Origin of the sequence: Paenibacillus sp. (genome assembly GCF_031177825.1) — a bacterium.
Classification (GTDB): domain Bacteria; phylum Bacillota; class Bacilli; order Paenibacillales; family YIM-B00363; genus Paenibacillus_AE.
This window is the reverse complement of sequence record NZ_JAPSKE010000002.1, coordinates 188234-207131: the sequence shown is the minus strand read 5'-3', so window position 1 is coordinate 207131 and position 18898 is coordinate 188234. Positions and strand designations below refer to the sequence as shown.

The window sequence follows — 18898 nt, the reverse complement described above, 5'->3', positions numbered from 1 at the left end:
GTAAGAAATCGAATCATTTCGAAAATGTTTGATAATTTCATTACCCTCGGAGCTTGGTATAGTTAATTCAAGAAATGAAAGCGAATACATGGATAGGGGGCGGGAGTCATGAACCGAGCGGCCGCGCCGGTCCGTTCGAGCGGACGCCTTCGATTCGGGGCGGATCGGTGGAGGCGTTGGAAAAAGTATCGCGTTTTGTTGCTCATGCTCGTGCCGGGGATGATGTACTACGGTGTTTTTCACTATCTCCCAATGTACGGGGTCGTACTGGCGTTCAAGGATTTCAAAATTACGCAAGGTATTTTGAACAGTCCATGGATCGGGTTCCATTGGTTTGAAAAGGTGTTCTCGGATCCGTATTTTTACACGGTCCTTAAGAACACGCTCGTTATTAGTTTCTACAAGCTCGTTTTCGGTTTCCCGGTACCGATTTTATTCGCGCTCTTGCTAAGCGAGGTATCGAGCGCGAAATTCAAGAAGGCGGTTCAGACCGTGTCGTACCTCCCGCATTTCATTTCGTGGGTCATTATGGCGGGAATCTTCTTCACGATCTTCTCGATGGACGGCCCGATCAATGCAATGTTGCAATGGTTCGGCGCGGACCCGATGCTGTTCCTCGCGGACGATCGATATTTCCGTTCGATCTTGGTGGTCACGAGCATCTTCCAAGGTTTCGGGTGGGGGTCCATCATTTACTTCGCGGCGATCTCGAACATCGACCCTCAGCTGTACGAAGCCGCCGTCATCGACGGAGCCGGACGATTCAAGCGTATGTTCTTCATCTCCATCCCGATGCTCGCGCCCGTCATCGCGATCATGTTGATTCTTTCGATGTCCGGAATATTGGACGCCGGCTTCGACCAAATTTTCAACATGTATAACCCTAGGGTGATGAACGTGTCGGACATCATCGATACGTATGTGTATCGAAGGGGCCTCGTCGAGATGGATTATAGCTACGCTACCGCCGTCGGTTTGTTTAAATCGGCTGTCGCGCTGTTGTTAATCCTCGTCGTCAATCGCATCGTGAAGGTCATCGGCGGGAAGGATCACGCCTTGTGGTAGGCCCGGATCGCAACGCAGGGAATCACAGCATGAGGAGAGATGGTCATGATCAACATCAAGAAGTCGCCGGGGGATAAGGCGATCGACGCCGTTCTGTATTTCGTACTCGCGATCGTGGCGCTTACGACTCTCTATCCGTTCTGGACGCAGGTCGTCATCTCGCTGGACGGCGCGGGGGTGAACAGCTCGGCTTACGAATCGGGATTCATCTTATTTCCCGCCGAACTGACTTTCGAAAGCTATAGACTCGCGCTGCGCTTCGATGCGCTGTGGTCGGGATACGCGAATACGCTTCTTCGCACCGGCATCGGCGTCGTCTTATCGCTTGTATTCACCGCGCTGACCGCGTACCCGCTCGCGAAGGCGGATTTGCCGTTCAACCGCGGCTTCACGGCGGTCATTCTGTTCACGATGCTCTTCAGCGGCGGTACGATTCCGAGTTACTTGTTGATTCGAGAACTAGGCTTGTTCAATTCGGTGTGGGCCCTCGTCCTGCCGGGCATGATCAGCGCCTTTAACGTGTTGATTATGCGCAATTTCTTCCGCGCGCTGCCGGAGGAACTGGAGGAATCCGCCCGGGTGGACGGGGCGGGGTATGCTCGAATTTTTACGCGAATCGCCTTGCCGTTATCGAAGCCGGTGCTCGCGACGATAGCGTTGTGGGTCGGCGTCGGCCATTGGAACGCATGGTTCGACAGCATGATCTATATTACGGATCCGAACAAGCAAGTGCTTCAAGTCGTGTTGCGTAAAATTATTATTCAGAACAATATGACCGACATCAATTCCGTGATCCAAAACTTGGGGACGAAGACGGTGTTTTCGGGACGCCAACTGCAAGCGACCGTCATCATGTTTTCGATCATACCGATGCTTCTCGTTTACCCGTTCATTCAGAAGTATTTCGTGAAGGGCGTTATGATCGGCGCTATTAAGGGGTAACCCCCTTTTAATAGAAAAAAAGACTTGAGAGGAATGAGAGGGTTGAAAAAGAAAAGGATGCTTTGGCGGACGGCGATAAGTTCTCTTGCATTGATCGTCTTATTAGCCGCTTGCAGCTCTGGCGGAGGGAACGGCTCGAACGAGCCGGAAGGAACGGAGACGACCGACCAAGGCGTCGATCCGTCTGCGAAGCAAGAAGCCGCAAAATCGGCGGAAAAGCCCGTGCTGAAATTTTGGAATTTAGACGGATTGACGAACACGGATTCGTACGGGGTTCGGGCGATCGAAGAGAAGTTCGGCATCGAAACGGAGTTCGTCGCCGCCGCCAGGGATACGTTCACGGAGACGCTCAATCTTCAGATCGCTTCCGGCGAAATTCCGGATTGGTGGAAGGAGCCGTCCTTCCCGGATTACGACAAGTTTTTACAGCAGGGCGTAGCGGCGGAAATTCCGCAGGAGCTCATCGAACAACATATGCCGAAGTACGTGGAATGGCTGAAGCGGTTCCTCGGCGACGATCCTTATCAGTACGTAAGAAGAGACGGCAAAATTTACGCACTCCCCGTACTATGGGACATCGGCATCGACGGTCTGCAGCTTGGCTTCCGCGGCGACTGGCTGAAGAATGTAGGCATCGAGAAGGCGCCGGAAACGTTGGAAGAGATGGAAGCGGCGCTTACCGCTTTCCGGAACGACGATCCGGACGGGAACGGGCAGAAGGATACGTACGGCATGACAGGCTCCGCAAGTAATATCGAATCGTTGTTCAGCTCCGTGTTCGGCGCATTCGACGCTTATCCGAACATCTTCCGGGAGAAGGACGGCAAGATTGTCCGCGGGGAGATCGAACCCGGCGCGAAACAAGCGCTCGAAGTATTGAAGCGTTGGCATGATCTTGAATTGATCGACCCCGAATTCGTCGTCAACAAGGGAAATAACGTAGAAGATAAGGTGCTGACGGCGAAAGCGGGAGCGGTCGAATATTACTGGTGGTCGTTCCTGCCCGGCAGCGCGTTCCTTGGCGGCGAGCAATGGTACGATAAATTGAAAGCGGCGAATCCCGAGTTCGCTTGGGAAACTGTCGGCGGCGTCAAAGGACCGGAAGGGGCGTATGGTATCTCGCAATACCACCCGAGCTTCGCCTCCGGCGTCATGTTCGGCAAGCAGCTGGAGCAAGACCAAGAGAAGCTTGTCAAGTATTTACAAGTTTTCGAGGCGTCCCAATTCGACCCGGAAATTTACGAAAAGCTGAACTTCGGCGAGAAGGATAAAATGTGGAAGTTGAACGAGAAGGGCATCGTTGAGTTCATCGCTCCTTACGACGACGAGCAAGTGCGCAAACGCGAAGGAATCGGCGGATACTCGATGGCGGGCTCCTTCAACGATTACGACTTCCAAACCTCCTATACGTCGGACACCGACTTGCGCGAATTGGCGAAGGAGACGCGGGCGAAAGGCACGAGGGTGATCGATATTTTGGCGCCGTATAACAAACCCGTCTACAACGAGTACCAAGATAAATTGGAGCAGTTTACACTGCAAACCTTTATCGACTTCATCACGGGGCGCAAGTCGCTCGACGACTTCGACCGATTCGTCGACGAATGGAAGAAGATGGGCGGAGACCTTGTTATGGAAGAGGCGCAGCGTATTTACGAAGAAAGCCGCGAATAGACAGAAACTAACTTTTGGGAGCTAAATAAACATGCATCGACTGCGTACGGAGCACTTCGAAGTGGAGTTCGACCGCATCGGTAACCTTATCGGCCTCCGTTGCTCGAAGACGGGCCGGGAATTCGCATCCGGCCGTCTGAAGTCGCCCATCGTCCGCGTTCGGACGAACGGCGCGACGGAAGCGCCGTCCGGCTTCCGCCGGACAGGCGCCGGCATGATCGCGCTCGAATTCAAGGAGAGCGGCCTACAGATTGAGGTGAGCGTGGAAGAGCATCCCCTCTACCTCACGTTCGAGGTCAAGCGCATTACCGGGCCCGCGCCCTCCGTTTTGCTATGGGGACCTTATGCGACGACGCTCTCGGCCTCCATCGGCGAATCCGTGGGCATCGTCCATGACGGCGAATACGCGATCGGCATCCAGACGTTAAACGAGAAGACGATCGGCGGTCATCCGGTCGACGTCCCAGCGGGACCGGTCGCGGCGTATGCCGACGCGAAGATGGATTACTCCGTTAGCGCGGCTTGGCCGACGGCGGAAGGCGGCAGCCTGCTTCAGGCCTACGTTCGGAACCGAACCCGCGCCGAGCGGCGCGCGGTGTGGGGGCAGTCCGATATTTTCGTTGCACCGCTATCCGGGTTCGACGCCGAGCTCGAAGGCTCCCGGATCGCGTTGTTCGGTTGTCCGGTCGACCGCGTGCTCGATACGCTCGAGACGATCGAGCTGGGAGAGGGGTTGCCGCATCCCACGATCGATGGGGCGTGGGCGAAGACGTCGCCGGCGGCGAATCAGTCATACCTCATTTCGGATTTCTCGGAATCGACGATCGGCGAAGCGGTCGGTTATGCGAAGCAAGCCGGGCTGCGCTATGTGTACCATCCCGAACCGTTCAACAATTGGGGCCACTTCGAGCTGAACCCTTCGTCGTTCCCGAACGGGGATCAAGGCATGAGGTCATGCGTGGAGCTGGCGGAGCGGGAAGGCGTCTATCTCGGCGTCCATACGTTGACGAATTTCACCTCGTTGAACGATCCGTTCGTCACTCCGGTTCCCGACCCTCGGTTGCAACGGGCGGGTTCGGCTCGCCTAACGGCGCCGGTCGGCGCGGAAGACGCCGAGATCACGGTGGATGATCCGGTTCCGTTCCGATTGAGCTTGTATCGGCGTACGGTCGTCGTCGGCGGGGAGTTGATCGAATACGAAGCGGTATCCGATTCTCCTCCTTGGACGCTGCTCGGGTGTAAGCGGGGGGCGAACGGCACGACGGCCGCCGCTCACGCCGCCGGCATGGACGTAGGCCGACTGTGGGACCATCCGTACGACGTTTTCTTCCCGGACCTCGCCCTTCAGGACGAGTATGGCGACCGCTTGGCGGAGCTCTTCCGAAATACAGGCTTGCGCCAAATTTCCTTCGACGGCCTTGAGGGGGTATATGCGACCGGGCACGAGGATTACGCGGCCAGCCGGTTCGTAAAGCGATGCTTCGACGGATGGGACCGCGAAGTCATCAACGACGCCAGCATCGTGGTGCCGAATTTCTTGTGGCATGTGCATACGCGCTTTAACTGGGGAGAGCCGTGGGGGGCGGCAACCCGGGAAGGGCAGCTCCAGTGGCGTCTGCATAACCAGCGTTATTTTGCGCGCAACTTCATCCCTCGGATGCTGGGTTGGTTCCTCGTCCGATCCGCCTCGAATGCATTCGAGGCGACGACGATGGACGAGATCGAATGGGTGTTGTCCAAGGCGGCCGGCTTCGACGCGGGCTTCGCGTTGGTCGCAGACTTGGCGGTGCTGCGCCGCAACGGCAACGTCGAAGCGCTGCTCTCCGCGGTTCGCGAATGGGAGCGCGCCAGGCGCATGAAGGCGTTCACGACGGAGCAGCAAGCGCGCATGCAGGATCCTAAGAGCGACTGGCATCTCGAGCCGATCGATCCGAATCGATGGAGCTTGTATGAGGTCGACGTCGCCGGCGGGTTCGTCTGCAGCCCGGAAGAGCTGCAGCCGGGGCAGCCCGGGGGAGCCGATTGGGCGTTCTACAACCGGTTCGGCGCGCAGGCGCTGCGCTTCTCGCTGAAGGTTTCGTCCGCTTCCGGCGCCGCGGACGCCTGCATTCGCCGCCCCTCGTTCCAGTTGCACGGCCAGTATCTCGCCTTCGAAACGGAGATCGCCGTCGGCGAGTACCTCGTCTGCGACGGCGACGGAATCGGCAAAGTATACGATCGCAACTGGAACCTGCTGCGATCCGTCGCGGCCGCAACGGAGCCGCCGACATGGAGGAGCGGCGGACAGACGATCTCGTTCAGCTGCAGATTTTCTGGGGAGCCGAAGCCTACCGTCGAGGTAACGTTTTTCACCCGAGGCGAGCCTGACATCGTGCGCGCGGCGGAGTGATCGGAAGTCGTACGCAGCAATAATGGGGTAAACAAAGACAACGGCCGGGATACCTCTCCCGGCCGTTGTCTTTGTTATTACGCGAAACCGTTATACGCGGCAGCGTCTTTATAGCGTAATTTCGATCGCGTCCGTCAAGTCCGGCAGCTTCTTCAGCTCGTCGATGACGGCCTTCGGCGCCGGCTTGTCGATCGTGAGCACCATGATCGCGGAGCCGCCGACGACCTTCCGGCCGACCTGCATCGTCGCGATATTGACGTCGTTGACCCCGAGCAGCGTGCCGACGCGGCCGATGATGCCGGGCTTGTCCGTGTGCGAGATGAGCAGCAGATGTCCTTCCGGCGGAATGTCGACCGGGTACGGATCGATCTGCACGATTCTTGCGCCGTAGCCGTTGAGCAGCGTGCCCGCGGCGGAATGCTTCCCTTCGCGGGTGCGAATCGTTACGGTGATCAAGTTCGTGAAGCCTTTGGCCGCCGTCGACTTCTGCGTGATCACTTCGACGCCGCGCGTCTTCGCGAGGTGGAAGGAGCTGACGATGTTGACCTGCTCCTTGTCGAGGTGATGCGATAGAATGCCGGTCAGGATGTAGCGCGTCAGCGGCATTGTGTCGACGTCCGACAAATCGCCGGAGTAGCTGACCTGCACTTCGTTGATCGCGCCCTCCGCGAGCTGCGCCAGGAACGAGCCGAGCTTCGTGCCGAGCTCGAAGTACGGCTCGAGCTTCGCCCGCACGGCTGGCGGGATCGGCGGCATGTTGACCGCGTTCTGGAACGCTTCGCCGCGCAAAATATGAAGCACCTGTTCGGAGACGTCGATCGCGACGTTCTCTTGCGCTTCGATCGTAGAAGCGCCGAGGTGCGGCGTTACGATAATCTTCGGATGCGTCAGGAACGGATGATCCGGCTTCGGCGGCTCCTCCTCGAAGACGTCGAACGCGGCGCCGGCGACGATGCCTTCGTCGATCGCTTCCTTCAGCGCCATCTCGTCGATGATGCCGCCGCGCGCGCAGTTAATGATGCGCATGCCGCGCTTCATCCGATCGAATTGCGGCTTCGCGATCATGTGATGCGTCTCGTTCGTGAGCGGCGTATGCACCGTCATGAAGTCGGCTTCCCGAATGATGTCTTCTACAGAGCCGAGTCGCACGCCCATCTTCTCGGCGCGGTCTTCGGACAAGAACGGGTCGTAGCCGATGACTTCCATCCCGAACGCCTTCGCGCGCTTCGCCACTTCGGAGCCGATGCGGCCCATGCCGAGGACGCCGAGCACTTTGTTCCGCAGCTCTACGCCGAGGAACGACTTGCGATCCCACACGCCTTCGACCGTCTTGCGGTACGCTTGCGGGATGTGGCGGGCGAGCGCCATCATCATGGCGAAGGTGTGCTCGCACGTCGTGATCGTGTTGCCGTCCGGCGCGTTAATGACGATGACGCCCCGCTTGGTGGCAGCGTCCAGATCGATGTTATCGACGCCGACGCCGGCGCGGCCGACGACCTTCAGGCGCGTGCCCGCGGCGAGAATGCGCTCGGTGACGCGCGTCTGGCTTCGCACGAGCAGCGCGTCGTATTCGCCGATAATGGCGACGAGTTCGTCCTCCGACAGGCCGGTCTTTTTCTCTACGGCAATGTCGGCTGCGTCCGTCAGCTGCTGCAGACCCAAATCGCTGATCGGATCCGAAACTAAAACTTTAAGCATGGTCCCTTCTTCTCCTCCCGAATATGGAAAAATGGAAAACAAAAAACTCCCGACCCTCATACGGATGCCGTATGAAGGGACGAGAGAATCGTTTCGTGGTACCACCCTACTTCGCCGCCTGTTCGCACCTGCGGCCTCGGTCGGTCTTAAATAAGACCCGGAAAGGTAACGGCTTCCGATTCGCCGGCTGCGTCTACTGATCCGCATCGAAGGGACGTTCAAGCAGCAACTCCAGAGCGCTGAAGACAAATCGCGTTCGCCGATTTCCACCGACCATCGGCTCTCTGAGGAACGCGCGCGATGTCTCTTCTCCATCATCGTCTTTTATTCGTCTGTTAACACTTGCAAAATAATGTAACATGACGTGGTAGTCGTGTCAATATGAAAAGCGCGACGAGGATAAGGTATAATAATCTGAATGCAATCATGCGAAGCATGTCTAAGGAGGAAGACCCATGTCGAACTACGAACATATCTCGCCGGGCGAATTTCTTCGTTTGTACGAACGCGGCGAATTGAAAAACGGCCTCGTCATCGATGTACGAGAGCCGTTCGAATGGGATTATTATCATCTGGACGAGACGATCTTGATGCCGTTGCAGACGATTCCCGCTTCGCTCGGAAGATTGCCGTCGGATCGAAGGATTTACGTCGTCTGCGCCCACGGCGTGCGCAGCGAATACGCGTGCCGCTATCTCGCGGAGCAAGGGTACGAGGACGTCGTCAACGTCATCGGCGGCATGGCCGCGCTGGCGGCCGCCCGCGGCTTCGCATACGATTAATAGAAGAACGGAAGCTGCGGCAGCGTCTCGCCTTCGTAATGCTTCTCCTTCGACCGGAAGAAGTCGTTGCTTCGCACGGCGCCGGTCGAAAGGAGCATCTCGACGGTGGAGCGCAGATTCCCGAGCTGCAATTGGCCGATTCGGCCTTCCGCGTCGAGATCGTCGATTCGGGCGGCGACGTCTTGCGGGTAAAACGGCGTGAACGCGCCGGCGGCGGACAGCGCGCGGGCGAGGAACAAGTTCTTGCCGTTCAGAGGCAGCTTGCGCCATTCCTCGAACGTCAGGTTGTCCTTCGCGACCGCGTCGGCGCCGACCAGACCCGGGTCGTTCGCCTCGTTCCACTTCCAAATCGATTCGTAATATTGCGCTTGAGCGGTTAACGCGAAGCCGGCCGCTTCGGCGACGTACGGATCCTGCCGCATCGTCTCCGCGAGCGCCGCGCCGTCCGGTCCGTCCTGCAGACGATCGGTCGCTTCCGCGAATAAGGTAAGACTCTTCAGATAATTCGCTTGCGACTCGCGAAGCAGCGGGGACACCTCGGGGATCGTCGTGGGCTTGATTTCGCCGGCGATTTCCCGCGCGAGCCGACCGAGCTCCTTCAGCAGCGCGTCGGCGTCCGTGGAGCCGCCGCCGGCTTCGATCGTCTCCGAATGACGGAACCACGTGTCTTGAAACTCTCGAAACGGAAGCAGCACGGTGTGGTAAAATGAAACGAGCTGTTGTTGGTGATACGATACGTTGTCCTGATTTTTCTCGTCGGTCAATTCCGCGATCATCGCTTGGTATTTCGCGTCGGTTTGCTCCTTGCCGGTCTGTAGGCCGAAGAAGAAAGCGCCGACGCCGACGACCAGCGCGAAGATGAATCCGAGCGCCATCAAGATGTCGAACTTTGTCAATTTTTTATCCATGAGAACCCCTCTGCCTTCCGTGGCGATTACTGTATCAGTATAGGGGATAAGCGGCTAAAAGGGAATTGTTGACTATGAAAAAATACGATTTTAAAAAATGGAAGCAAGTCAAATTTCAGAAAGTCGACATGTCGAACCTTGACGATCGAACGCTGCTTCTGAACGTCTATTTGACGCAAGCGCTGACCTTGCTTTTGGGGGTCGTGCTGCTCTGGATTCAGGGACGAACCGTTTGGGGCGTTTTGGCTTTGCCGTCCGGCTGGACGCCTTGGCTGTGGGGCGCGGGCTTGGCCGTCGTCGTGCTCGTCGCCGACGGCGTCTTGTCCCGATTCGTGCCGGAGGACGTGACGGACGACGGCGGGATCAACGACATGCTGTTCCGAACGCGCCCGGTGTGGCACATTATTCTCTTGTCGTTCCTCGTGTCGGTGTGCGAAGAGGTGCTGTTCCGAGGGGCCGTTCAACATTGGATGGGGCCTTATTGGACGAGCATTCTGTTCGCCGTCGTCCACGTTCGATATTTGAAGCATTGGCTGATGACGGGCATCGTCTTCTCCATCTCTTACGGCCTCGGCTACGTCGCCGTCCGGACGGGTACGTTATGGACGCCGATCGCCGCGCATTTTATCATTGATCTCGTGATGGGACTCATTATTCGGTATCGGAGGGCGGAATGACGTGACGAACTACGTGTCGGACGCGGAACAGGACGAAAAAAAAACGGACGGACCGCTTCCGCCGAGAAGCAAGCTCCATCCGTCCAATAAATTGAAGATGACTCGATTGTTTTACCATTTTCTAGTGATATGCTTTTTGTTGTTGACGGCCGGCCTCGTCGTCTGGGGCATTCAATTCTTGGAATAGTCCGGATCGATCCGCTCCGGATCCAAGAATCCGTATTCGCGCTCTTCCAGCTCGGTCAGCAGCTCGTCGAGCGCTTCGTCCGTCCAAGCGAGCTCGTGCATCAGAATGTTGCTGCCCGGATGGAGCTGCTCCAGCACGCTGTCGATAACCTTGCGCGGTTCGTCGTACCCCTTCTCCCAGTCGCGGGATCCGTTCGACCAAGTCATGTATAACATCCCCGCATCTTTCGCCTTCTTCTTCACCGCGTCGCCGCCGGAGCCGAACGGCGGCCGGAAGAACGTCGGCGCCTGGCCGACGATGTCCCGCACGAGCGCTTGAACGTCGTCGATCTGCTTCTCCATGCTTTCCTGCGGCTCCTTTTTCAAGTCGATATGATCCCAACTGTGGTTGCCGATCGTCTGGCCGCGCTCATGGATCAGCTTCACGAGCTCGGGCTTCTTCTCGGCGCGATACCCGTTCAGGAAGAAAATCGCCTTCGCTCGGTGTCGCTCCAGCGTATCGAGCATCGACGTCAACGTCTCTTCGTCCTTCGGACCGTCGTCGAACGTCAACAGAACGACCTTCTTCGGATCGGATTCGTCTTTCGGACGAAGGATGTAGCTTCCGTCCATATAATAATCTTTCTCGACGGTCGGCGTCTCGGCCTCGGGCTCCGGTTCGGGCTTCGGCTGCGCTTCCGGTTCCGATTGCGGCGGCTGCGCCGTCTCCGTCTCTTCCGTCTCGGCGTCGCCCTCGGAAGGGACGACGGAGTCCGGGGCCGCCGACTCGGCCGGCGGAGGGGAGGCGTCCGTGCCTTCGCCGGCGCTTCCGCAGCCCGCCAGGGCGGCGACGAGCAGCAGCCCCGCCGCGATCCATCCGATGTTTCTCATGCGTAGCATCACACTCCTGCAGTCTGTTCATCCCGCGTTTCGCACATTGTAGCATGCCCGACGTCGATGCGGTATCCGCCGGTTTCCCTTATTTTCATCAGCATGAATCGGAGCGGCTCGAGACAAAATAGGGCTGTAGTTATTTTTGAAATGGAGGGATTTCCGTTGAGAATGAGCGGGATCGTGGTCGGCGGATTGCTTGGGGCGGCCGCCGCAATGTATTTCAGCCGCAACAACCGGACGTTCAGTTTCTCGGGCATCAGCTCTGCCACGCAGGCGTTGGACAGCATGGTCGAGAAGGCGCGCAGCAAGATGATGTCGCCCGACAAGCGGTCGTATTACGGCGACAACGCGAGCGGCGCGAACGCGACCTCGACAGGCGCGATGACGTCCGACATGAGCGGTATGACCGGTATGACGGGCATGGGTTCGACGAACGCTTCTACGTCTTCCCAGCCGACCGGACTCGACCGCGTCGAGTCGATCGTCAAGCAAGACCCGGCGCTGAAAAGCCAAGTGAACGACATCTTGAGCGAAAGCCGGGACGCATCGACGATTCGTTAAGGGAAGCGGCCCGAAAGCCGCCGGAGCGCAGAAGCTCCGGCGGTTCTTTTGCGTTGGGGAAAAAGGGGGCGTTTACATAGTGCAATCGAGGGAATTTAATGATAACATGGAAGTACGGCGAGACAAGCGAAGCGAAGACGCTTCACTTTTTCGTTCACCATTCCGAGGTTTGAACATACCTTGGAGTAACCGGATTTTTTTCGAATAAAGGAGGATCCTGCGATGAAAATCGAGAGGCTAAGCCATGATAAGATTCGGATTTTCCTTACATTCGACGATTTGACGGAGCGGGGCATCCAGAAATACGACATGTGGCGCGAAATCCCGAAGGTTCACGAGTTGTTCAACGAGTTGATGGACCAAGCCTATTCGGAGCTCGGCTTCGAGACGAACGGCCCGCTCGCCGTCGAAGTGTTCGCGATGCCGGCGCAAGGCATGGTCGTCATCGTCACGAAAGGCAAACAATCGGAGAAACGCGGTTCGTATCCCGACGAAGACGATGAAGACATGTTCGAGATGGAAGTGACGCTCGAGGAGAGCGACCTGATCTCTTACACCTTCAACGATTTCGAGCACGTCATCTCTGCGGCGAAACGAATCGGACCTCAATATACGGATGCAGGCGCGCTATACGCCTACCAGAACAAGTGGGTGCTCCAGCTGGAGTACGAAGCGGAGGACGATCGCCGGTTCGACAACCTGATCTCGGTCTTGTCGGAGTACGGCGAGGCGAACTCCTACACGGACGCCGTACTTATGGAATACGGCAAGGTCGTCATCGCGGAGGGCGCCATCGGAGTCGTCCGCGCCCAGTTTGCATAGGTCGTAAGGAATCGGCGAAGAAAGCATCTTTTGTCAGCCCCCGAGCGGGGCGGAAAGATGCTTTTTGTCCGTACCGGAATGAACCGACTTCCGCCAACGAACAATAGCACTTAGAACGTTCGAGATTACGGCATGCGAGGTGGAGAACGTGACCGCAACGGATAACGGCAACGTCCTGACGTCGACGCAGACGATCATCGGGCAAGCGTTGAAGCGGCTGGGCTACACGGAAGAAATGTACGAGCTCCTGAAGGAGCCGATGCGGGTGCTGACGGTCCGCATTCCGGTGCGGATGGACGACGGCGTGGTCAAGGTGTTCACCGGGTATCGGGCTCAGCATAACGACGCCGTCGGCCCGACGAAGGGCGGCGTTCGGTTTCACCCCGACGTCACGGAGGACGAGGTGAAGGCGCTGTCGATTTGGATGAGTCTCAAGTGCGGCATCGTCGATCTTCCGTACGGAGGCGGCAAAGGCGGGGTCGTGTGCGATCCGAGACAGATGTCCTTCCGAGAGCTGGAACGGCTGAGCCGCGGGTACGTCCGCGCCGTCTCGCAAATCGTAGGCCCGACGAAGGACATTCCGGCGCCCGACGTCATGACGAACTCGCAAATCATGGCTTGGATGTTCGACGAATACAGCCGCATCCGCGAATTCGACGCCCCCGGCTTCATTACGGGCAAGCCGATCGTGCTCGGCGGCTCCCACGGCCGGGAAACCGCGACGGCCAAGGGCGTCACGATCATGATCCGCGAGGCGCTGAAGAAGCGCGGCATCGACGTCCGGGACGCGAGAGTCATCGTGCAAGGGTTCGGCAACGCGGGAAGCTACTTGTCGAAATTCATGCACGAGGCCGGCGCGAAGGTCGTCGGCATCTCGGACGTATACGGCGCGCTCTACGACCCTGAAGGGCTCGATATCGAATATTTGCTCGACAAGCGCGACTCGTTCGGCACGGTGACGAAGCTGTTCGAGAAGACGGCGATCACGAACGAACAACTGCTCGTGCAGGACTGCGACATTCTCGTGCCGGCCGCGATCGAAAATCAGATCACGGCCCGCAACGCGCACGAAATCAAAGCATCGATCATCGTCGAAGCGGCGAACGGGCCGACGACGCTCGAGGCGACGAAGATCGTCTCCGACCGAGGCATCCTGCTCGTGCCGGACGTGCTGGCCAGCGCGGGGGGCGTCATCGTTTCGTACTTCGAATGGGTACAGAACAATCAAGGCTATTACTGGACCGAGGAAGAAGTACACGAGAAGCTCGAAGCGATGATGGTCAAGGGCTTCGACAACGTGTATCAAACCCATGCCACGCGGGGCGTCGACATGCGGCTTGCCGCATACATGGTCGGCGTTCGCAAGATGGCGGAGGCCGCGCGGTACAGAGGCTGGGTGTAACGAGGGGCGGCACGCGCGCCCTATTCTAAAACGGAAAGGGGGGCGACGCATGGCTTTGTTCTCGATCGCGGCGGCCGCCGCCGCTCCCGGGATCGCGCTGCTGTCCTATATTTACCTGAAGGACCGATACGAGGCGGAACCGATCGCGATGGTCGCGAGGCTGTTTCTGTTCGGCATGATGTCTGTGTTTCCGGTCATGGTGCTGCAGCGAGGCTTCGAGCTGTGGCTCGGGAAGGACGATCCGTTCGTGTTCTCGTTCGTGACGACGGCCGGCCTCGAAGAAGCGGCGAAGTGGCTCATCGTCGCGATCGCCGTGTTCCGCCACGCCGAATTCGACGAGCCGTACGACGGCATCGTCTACGCGACCGCCGCGTCGCTCGGTTTCGCCACGATGGAAAATATGCTGTACGCGTTTTTCGAACCGTTTTCCATATCCACCTTGCTCGTCCGCGCTTTGCTCCCCGTGTCCGGTCACGCGCTGTTCGGCGTCGTCATGGGCTATTACTTCGGACAGGCGAAATTCGCGAAGGAGGAGCGCGGCAAGTTTTTCGCCTTCGCGTTCATGTTCCCGGTATTCTATCACGGCATGTTCGACTTCCTGCTGACGACGGCGAAGTCGAGCTGGATGTGGCTCATGGTGCCGTTCATGGCGTATCTTTGGGCAAGAGGGCTTTGGAAAATGAAGCGCGCGAACCATCACTCGCCGCTTCGCATGATTCGTCGCGAGGAAGAGTTTAAAATGTGACGCGTCCGTCCAAACTGGGTGAAGCATCCAATGGTAAAGGACGGGAACACGATGAATTCTCGCGTGAAAGTATCGATTCGCTGCAACCGGTGCGGCGAACGCTTCGTCTTGCGCGGCAAGAAGGAGAAGGGCCGCATCGAGACGGGGTTCAAGCGCTGTCTGTGCGATAACGATCACGATTTTCTAATCGATGAAGAAAGTGTATAACGTCGACGCCTTCAACGAAAGCTAACGATAAGTTTTCGTTGAAGGGGGACGTCTAGAGTGTACCAACGTTTAAGCGCCGTCCTGTTCCCGATCGTCACGATTCTCCTCGTGGGAGCCGGGCTGTGGGGGTATCAGGAGCACCAAGAGAAAAACCAAATCCTGGTCAAGGCGGAAAACCAATATCAACGCGCTTTCCATGACTTGTCTTATCATATGGACCAGCTGCACGAGGAGCTCGGCAACACGCTGGCCGTGAGCAGCGCGTCGAACTTCCACCGCAAAGGTCTTATCAACATGTGGCGTCTGACGAGTCAGGCGCAATCGGAAGTGAATCAGCTTCCGCTCACGCTGATGCCGTTCCACGAGACGGAAGAGCTGCTGGCGAACATCTCCAAGTTCTCCTACAAGACGGCGATGCGCGATTTGCAGAAACAGCCGCTGACGCCGGCCGAGATGAAGATCCTTACAACGTTGTACGAGCAGTCGAAGGAGATCAAGACCGATCTTCGGAAGGTGCAGGAATCGGTCATCAACAATCGCCTTCAGTGGATGGACGTCGAGGTGCTGCTCGCTTCCGGCGAAGAAAATTACGACAACGACATCATCGACGGCTTTAAGCTGATGAACAAGCGGGTCACCGAGAACGGCGACATCGACTGGGGTCCGACGATGACGGCGATGAATCGGCGCATGTCGATGCAGGGCGTGGAAGGCGCGCCGATTACGGCGGAGGACGCCGAGCGCAAAGCTGCGGATTTCCTCGGATTGAAGGATACGTCGGGCATGAAGACGGTCGAAAACGGCGCCGATACCGAGTTTACGACGTATACGGTTTCGGTGCCGGCGAAGGATCAGTCGACGCGCCAGTTGGAATTCACCAAAGCGGGCGGGAAGCTCGTGTACTTCTTGACGGAACGCGCGGTCGAGAACAAGATCGTGGATATCCGCGGGGCGGTGGAAGCCGGCACGGACTTCCTGCAGGAGCACGGGTATGAAGGCATGCGAGCGGTCAGCTACGACGAATACAATAACGTTGCGAGCGTCATGTTCGCCCGCGTCGTCAACGGCGTAACGATCTACCCGGAGAAGGTGACGGTGAAGGTGGCGCTCGACGACGCGGAAGTGACGGGCCTCTCCGCCGGCGAGCTGCTGTTCCATCCTTCGACCGAGAAGATCGACGAGCCGGCGATGACCGAAGCCGAAGCGAGGAAGCTGCTGAATCCGAACTTCAAGTTGAGGGACGCGTCGCTCGCCGTGATCCGGAACGACTTGGACGAGGAAGTGCTGTGTTACGAGTTCTTAGGGAGCATTAACGGCGGCGATTACCGGATTTACTTCAACGCCGACAACGGCTTCGAAGAAAAAATCGAGCGGATCCGCGATTCCGACGCCGAGGCGTCCGGGACGTAACGGAACCGATCGGACGAGCGAGCGCAAGGCGGGAACTCCGTCTTGCGCTTTTGTCATTCCTTTTCTCCCTCGCGGTTGGTATAATACCAGTATTAGGTCATGGGACGAACGAACCAGGTCATCCGCAAGGTTCGGTTCCGCAGGGGAGGGCCCGAGCGAGTGAAAATCAATCAAACGTTATTTCTTCAAGTGGCGTCGCTCGACGAAGAGGAGAGCAAGCGACAATATAAAACGCGCATCGCCGACGTCAGCGAGGAGAACATCGCCGTCGAGCTGCCGATCGACGAGAAGACGGGACGGTTCAAACGGCTCGACGCGGGCGATCAAATATCCGCCCATTTCGTCACGGGCGACGGCGTGAAAAACTTCTTCGAAACCGAGGTCGTCGGCCATCAGACGGACGTCGTCCGACTCGTGATTTTGCGGCGGCCGGACCCCGAGACGATCACCCGCGTACAGCGGCGCACGTTCCTTCGCGTCCCGGCCACGCTCGAGATCGCCTGCCGACTCGGCGATCACCTCCAATTTCTCGCGGTGACGGAAGACGTCAGCGGGGGAGGCATCTCGATCGTCTGCGACGGGCACATCCCGATCAAAGCGAACGATTCGCTGCATTGCTGGCTGCTCATCCACTTCCGCAACGGTTCCATCGAGCATGTGCCGTTCAAATCCGAAGTCATTCGCATCAAGCCGCTCGAGACGGGCAAGCAGCTTGCGATGATGCGCTTTCTCGACATCGCGGGCGTCGAACAGCAGAAGATCATCCGATATTGTTTCGAACGACAGTTCGAAATGCGAAAGTAGCGCCGAGTCCACCATGCATAATTTTCCTATTGCGTAGCAACCTATCGGGAGCGAGACCCGATAGGTTTTTTTATGAAGGAGGAGCGCGATTGGCGGCGAACGAACGGCGCGAAGAAAGCGCGGAAGCGTATATCGAGCGGTTTCTGCGGCTGTCCGATAAGGTGGAGAAGCGGCTCTTGCGAGGGATCGTCCTTTTATTTTTCATCCTGGTGCTATTGCAAGCATTGCTGACGATCGACGCCGTACGGGAGCGAATCGTAGAGGTGGACAGACTGGAAGGGCGTTCCTACGGTTTTGCACCATCCCCCGAACGTGTGCTATACTAAACGAGCGCGAAAGCAGGCCATGCCTGCTTTTCTCTGCGAGACGGCGACGTCTGCAGCGGTCCACTCGCTTTAGATGAAAGGAAGTTCTCGGATTTGAATTGGCCTCCTACTGCTAAGATTAATGTCGCGATCGACGGACCGGCCGGTGCGGGGAAGAGCACGGTGGCGCGGAAGGTCGCCGAAACATTGGGATACATATATGTCGATACGGGCGCGATGTACCGGACGGTGACGTTGAAGGCGCTTCGCGAAGGCGCGGATTTGGACGACGCGAAGGCGCTTGCGGGGCTGGCGGAGCGGACCGACATCCGGCTCGTCCCCGAGCCGGGCGGGCAGAAGGTGATCATGGACGGCGAAGACGTCACGGAGCCGATCCGGACGCAGGAAGTGACCTCGTTCGTATCGAAGGTGGCGGCCGTCCCGACGATTCGCAACGTGTTGGTACGATTGCAGCGAGACATCGCCGATCGGCGCGGCGTCGTCATGGACGGCAGAGATATCGGCACGAACGTGCTTCCCGACGCGGAAGTGAAGGTGTTCATGACGGCCAGCGTCCGCATCCGCGCCGAGCGCCGTTGGCTGGAGCTGAAGGAGAAGGACCCGGAAGTTACGGTCGAGGGCTTGATGGAAGCGATCGCCGCCCGCGACAAGAGCGACTCCGAACGGGCGACCTCGCCGCTGAAGCAAGCGGACGACGCGGTGCTGCTCGACACGTCGCACCTGACCGCGGACGAAGCGGCGGAACGCATCGTCCGCTTATGCCGCCGGGCGTTGGAGGTGTAACGATGGTATACGTCGTCGCTAGAGCGATCGTCAGGAGATTGCTCTCGATCATCTTCCTTGTGAAGTCGGTCGGGGCGGACCGGGAACCGGCTTCCGGCCCCGTCGTCGTATGCGGCAATCATCGCAGCTTTCTAGACCCGCCGATTATCGCATGTTATTTGCGAAGGCAGGTCACGTTTCTGGCGAAGGCGGAACTGTTCCGCATTCCGGTGCTGTCCTGGTTCATTCGGTCCTGCGGCGCTTTCCCCGTTCAACGGGGCGGCATGAGCATGGAAACGATGAAAACCGCGATCAAGGTACTCAAGGAAGGCAGCATGCTCGTCGTCTTCCCGGAGGGCACGAGACAGAAGACGGAGAAGCTCGGCGAAGGCAAGAAGGGGGCGGCCAGCATGGCGCTCCGCAGCAAAGCGAACATCCTGCCGGTCGCGATCATCGGATCGTATAAGCCGTTCCGGCGGTTGAAGGTCGTCTACGGGGAACCGTTCGACGCCGCCGAAGCCGTCGCGCATCTGCCTCCGGCGGAGCAGACGGACGCGCTCACCGCCCGAATTATGAGCGCCATCCAGGACTTGCTGGATCGACATCGTTGATTACAAGTTTCCGAATACCGAAGACGTACATTGATTTCTAACGTATGGAAATGG

General features: G+C 58.1%; 20 protein-coding genes. 17 read left to right on the top strand and 3 right to left on the bottom strand.

Annotated elements, in window-relative coordinates; all coding sequences use genetic code 11:
- Positions 1 to 108 precede the first annotated feature (108 nt).
- From RIN49_RS03050 to RIN49_RS03035, 4 genes are read left to right on the top strand one after another with little or no spacing between them, the layout of a single operon-like run.
- Positions 109 to 1065 carry an ABC transporter permease gene (locus tag RIN49_RS03050; protein WP_309118692.1) on the top strand — a complete coding sequence of 319 codons (957 nt, stop codon included), beginning with the start codon at positions 109 to 111 and terminating at the stop codon, positions 1063 to 1065.
- A gap of 45 nt (positions 1066 to 1110) precedes the next feature.
- A complete protein-coding gene (locus RIN49_RS03045; RefSeq protein ID WP_309118691.1) occupies positions 1111 to 2007 on the top strand; it encodes a carbohydrate ABC transporter permease in 897 nt (298 codons plus the stop codon).
- Positions 2008 to 2049: 42 nt separating this feature from the next.
- Entirely contained in the window at positions 2050 to 3681 is a 1632-nt protein-coding gene (locus RIN49_RS03040) for an extracellular solute-binding protein (RefSeq protein ID WP_309118690.1), read from the top strand.
- Between the two features lie 31 nt (positions 3682 to 3712).
- The gene (locus RIN49_RS03035; RefSeq protein WP_309118689.1) at positions 3713 to 6070 is read left to right on the top strand and encodes a hypothetical protein; all 2358 of its coding nucleotides are present in this window, start codon (positions 3713 to 3715) and stop codon (positions 6068 to 6070) included.
- 108 nt (positions 6071 to 6178) lie between these two features.
- Here the strand turns inward: RIN49_RS03035 and serA are convergent, their stop codons facing one another.
- Complete coding sequence (gene serA / locus RIN49_RS03030; protein WP_309118688.1) at positions 6179 to 7768, bottom strand: phosphoglycerate dehydrogenase; 1590 nt, start codon at positions 7766 to 7768, stop codon at positions 6179 to 6181.
- 455 nt (positions 7769 to 8223) lie between these two features.
- On the opposite strand from serA, the gene RIN49_RS03025 reads away from it, so the two are divergent.
- Positions 8224 to 8550: a rhodanese-like domain-containing protein gene (locus tag RIN49_RS03025; RefSeq protein WP_309118687.1), complete on the top strand. Its 327-nt coding sequence runs from the start codon at positions 8224 to 8226 to the stop codon at positions 8548 to 8550.
- Here the strand turns inward: RIN49_RS03025 and RIN49_RS03020 are convergent.
- Entirely contained in the window at positions 8547 to 9458 is a 912-nt protein-coding gene (locus tag RIN49_RS03020; RefSeq protein ID WP_309118686.1) for a hypothetical protein, read from the bottom strand. The genes RIN49_RS03025 and RIN49_RS03020 overlap by 4 nt on opposite strands.
- A gap of 74 nt (positions 9459 to 9532) precedes the next feature.
- On the opposite strand from RIN49_RS03020, the gene RIN49_RS03015 reads away from it, so the two are divergent.
- Complete coding sequence (locus RIN49_RS03015) at positions 9533 to 10135, top strand: CPBP family intramembrane glutamic endopeptidase (protein WP_309118685.1); 603 nt, start codon at positions 9533 to 9535, stop codon at positions 10133 to 10135.
- A gap of 1 nt (position 10136) precedes the next feature.
- Positions 10137 to 10322: a hypothetical protein gene (locus tag RIN49_RS03010; RefSeq protein WP_309118684.1), complete on the top strand. Its 186-nt coding sequence runs from the start codon at positions 10137 to 10139 to the stop codon at positions 10320 to 10322.
- Here the strand turns inward: RIN49_RS03010 and RIN49_RS03005 are convergent.
- The gene (locus RIN49_RS03005; protein ID WP_309118683.1) at positions 10307 to 11191 is read right to left on the bottom strand and encodes a polysaccharide deacetylase family protein; all 885 of its coding nucleotides are present in this window, start codon (positions 11189 to 11191) and stop codon (positions 10307 to 10309) included. The genes RIN49_RS03010 and RIN49_RS03005 overlap by 16 nt on opposite strands.
- 165 nt (positions 11192 to 11356) lie before the next feature.
- Between RIN49_RS03005 and RIN49_RS03000 the strand changes: the two genes are divergently transcribed.
- The 10 genes from RIN49_RS03000 (at position 11357) to RIN49_RS02955 (ending at position 18844) form a co-directional block, all read left to right on the top strand.
- The gene (locus tag RIN49_RS03000; protein WP_309118682.1) at positions 11357 to 11755 is read left to right on the top strand and encodes a hypothetical protein; all 399 of its coding nucleotides are present in this window, start codon (positions 11357 to 11359) and stop codon (positions 11753 to 11755) included.
- Positions 11756 to 11977: 222 nt separating this feature from the next.
- Positions 11978 to 12577, top strand: a complete 600-nt coding sequence (locus RIN49_RS02995; protein WP_138193308.1) for a genetic competence negative regulator — start codon at positions 11978 to 11980, stop codon at positions 12575 to 12577.
- A gap of 148 nt (positions 12578 to 12725) precedes the next feature.
- Complete coding sequence (locus RIN49_RS02990; protein WP_309118681.1) at positions 12726 to 13979, top strand: Glu/Leu/Phe/Val family dehydrogenase; 1254 nt, start codon at positions 12726 to 12728, stop codon at positions 13977 to 13979.
- A gap of 49 nt (positions 13980 to 14028) precedes the next feature.
- Positions 14029 to 14724 (top strand): glutamic-type intramembrane protease PrsW, encoded by a 696-nt coding sequence (gene prsW, locus RIN49_RS02985; protein WP_309118680.1) that lies wholly within the window; start codon positions 14029 to 14031, stop codon positions 14722 to 14724.
- Positions 14725 to 14775: 51 nt separating this feature from the next.
- Positions 14776 to 14931: a hypothetical protein gene (locus RIN49_RS02980; protein ID WP_309118679.1), complete on the top strand. Its 156-nt coding sequence runs from the start codon at positions 14776 to 14778 to the stop codon at positions 14929 to 14931.
- A gap of 57 nt (positions 14932 to 14988) precedes the next feature.
- Positions 14989 to 16341 (top strand): germination protein YpeB, encoded by a 1353-nt coding sequence (gene ypeB / locus RIN49_RS02975; RefSeq protein WP_309118678.1) that lies wholly within the window; start codon positions 14989 to 14991, stop codon positions 16339 to 16341.
- A 159-nt stretch (positions 16342 to 16500) separates the two neighbouring features.
- Positions 16501 to 17145: a flagellar brake protein gene (locus RIN49_RS02970; RefSeq protein ID WP_309118677.1), complete on the top strand. Its 645-nt coding sequence runs from the start codon at positions 16501 to 16503 to the stop codon at positions 17143 to 17145.
- Between the two features lie 89 nt (positions 17146 to 17234).
- Positions 17235 to 17471, top strand: coding sequence for a hypothetical protein (locus RIN49_RS02965; protein ID WP_309118676.1), 237 nt, complete (start codon positions 17235 to 17237; stop codon positions 17469 to 17471).
- Positions 17472 to 17564: 93 nt separating this feature from the next.
- Positions 17565 to 18254 carry a (d)CMP kinase gene (gene cmk / locus RIN49_RS02960; protein WP_309118675.1) on the top strand — a complete coding sequence of 230 codons (690 nt, stop codon included), beginning with the start codon at positions 17565 to 17567 and terminating at the stop codon, positions 18252 to 18254.
- A gap of 2 nt (positions 18255 to 18256) precedes the next feature.
- Positions 18257 to 18844 carry a lysophospholipid acyltransferase family protein gene (locus RIN49_RS02955; protein ID WP_309118674.1) on the top strand — a complete coding sequence of 196 codons (588 nt, stop codon included), beginning with the start codon at positions 18257 to 18259 and terminating at the stop codon, positions 18842 to 18844.
- Positions 18845 to 18898 lie beyond the last annotated feature (54 nt).

Coding starts and splice junctions, on each gene's coding strand:
- RIN49_RS03025 (WP_309118687.1), top strand. CDS start 8,224: ATGTCGAACTACGAACATATCTCGCCGGGCGAATTTCTTCGTTTGTAC.
- RIN49_RS03035 (WP_309118689.1), top strand. CDS start 3,713: ATGCATCGACTGCGTACGGAGCACTTCGAAGTGGAGTTCGACCGCATC.
- RIN49_RS02980 (WP_309118679.1), top strand. CDS start 14,776: ATGAATTCTCGCGTGAAAGTATCGATTCGCTGCAACCGGTGCGGCGAA.
- RIN49_RS02955 (WP_309118674.1), top strand. CDS start 18,257: ATGGTATACGTCGTCGCTAGAGCGATCGTCAGGAGATTGCTCTCGATC.
- RIN49_RS03015 (WP_309118685.1), top strand. CDS start 9,533: ATGAAAAAATACGATTTTAAAAAATGGAAGCAAGTCAAATTTCAGAAA.
- RIN49_RS03045 (WP_309118691.1), top strand. CDS start 1,111: ATGATCAACATCAAGAAGTCGCCGGGGGATAAGGCGATCGACGCCGTT.
- serA (WP_309118688.1), bottom strand. CDS start 7,768: ATGCTTAAAGTTTTAGTTTCGGATCCGATCAGCGATTTGGGTCTGCAG.
- RIN49_RS03020 (WP_309118686.1), bottom strand. CDS start 9,458: ATGGATAAAAAATTGACAAAGTTCGACATCTTGATGGCGCTCGGATTC.
- RIN49_RS03005 (WP_309118683.1), bottom strand. CDS start 11,191: ATGAGAAACATCGGATGGATCGCGGCGGGGCTGCTGCTCGTCGCCGCC.
- RIN49_RS03050 (WP_309118692.1), top strand. CDS start 109: ATGAACCGAGCGGCCGCGCCGGTCCGTTCGAGCGGACGCCTTCGATTC.
- RIN49_RS02995 (WP_138193308.1), top strand. CDS start 11,978: ATGAAAATCGAGAGGCTAAGCCATGATAAGATTCGGATTTTCCTTACA.
- prsW (WP_309118680.1), top strand. CDS start 14,029: ATGGCTTTGTTCTCGATCGCGGCGGCCGCCGCCGCTCCCGGGATCGCG.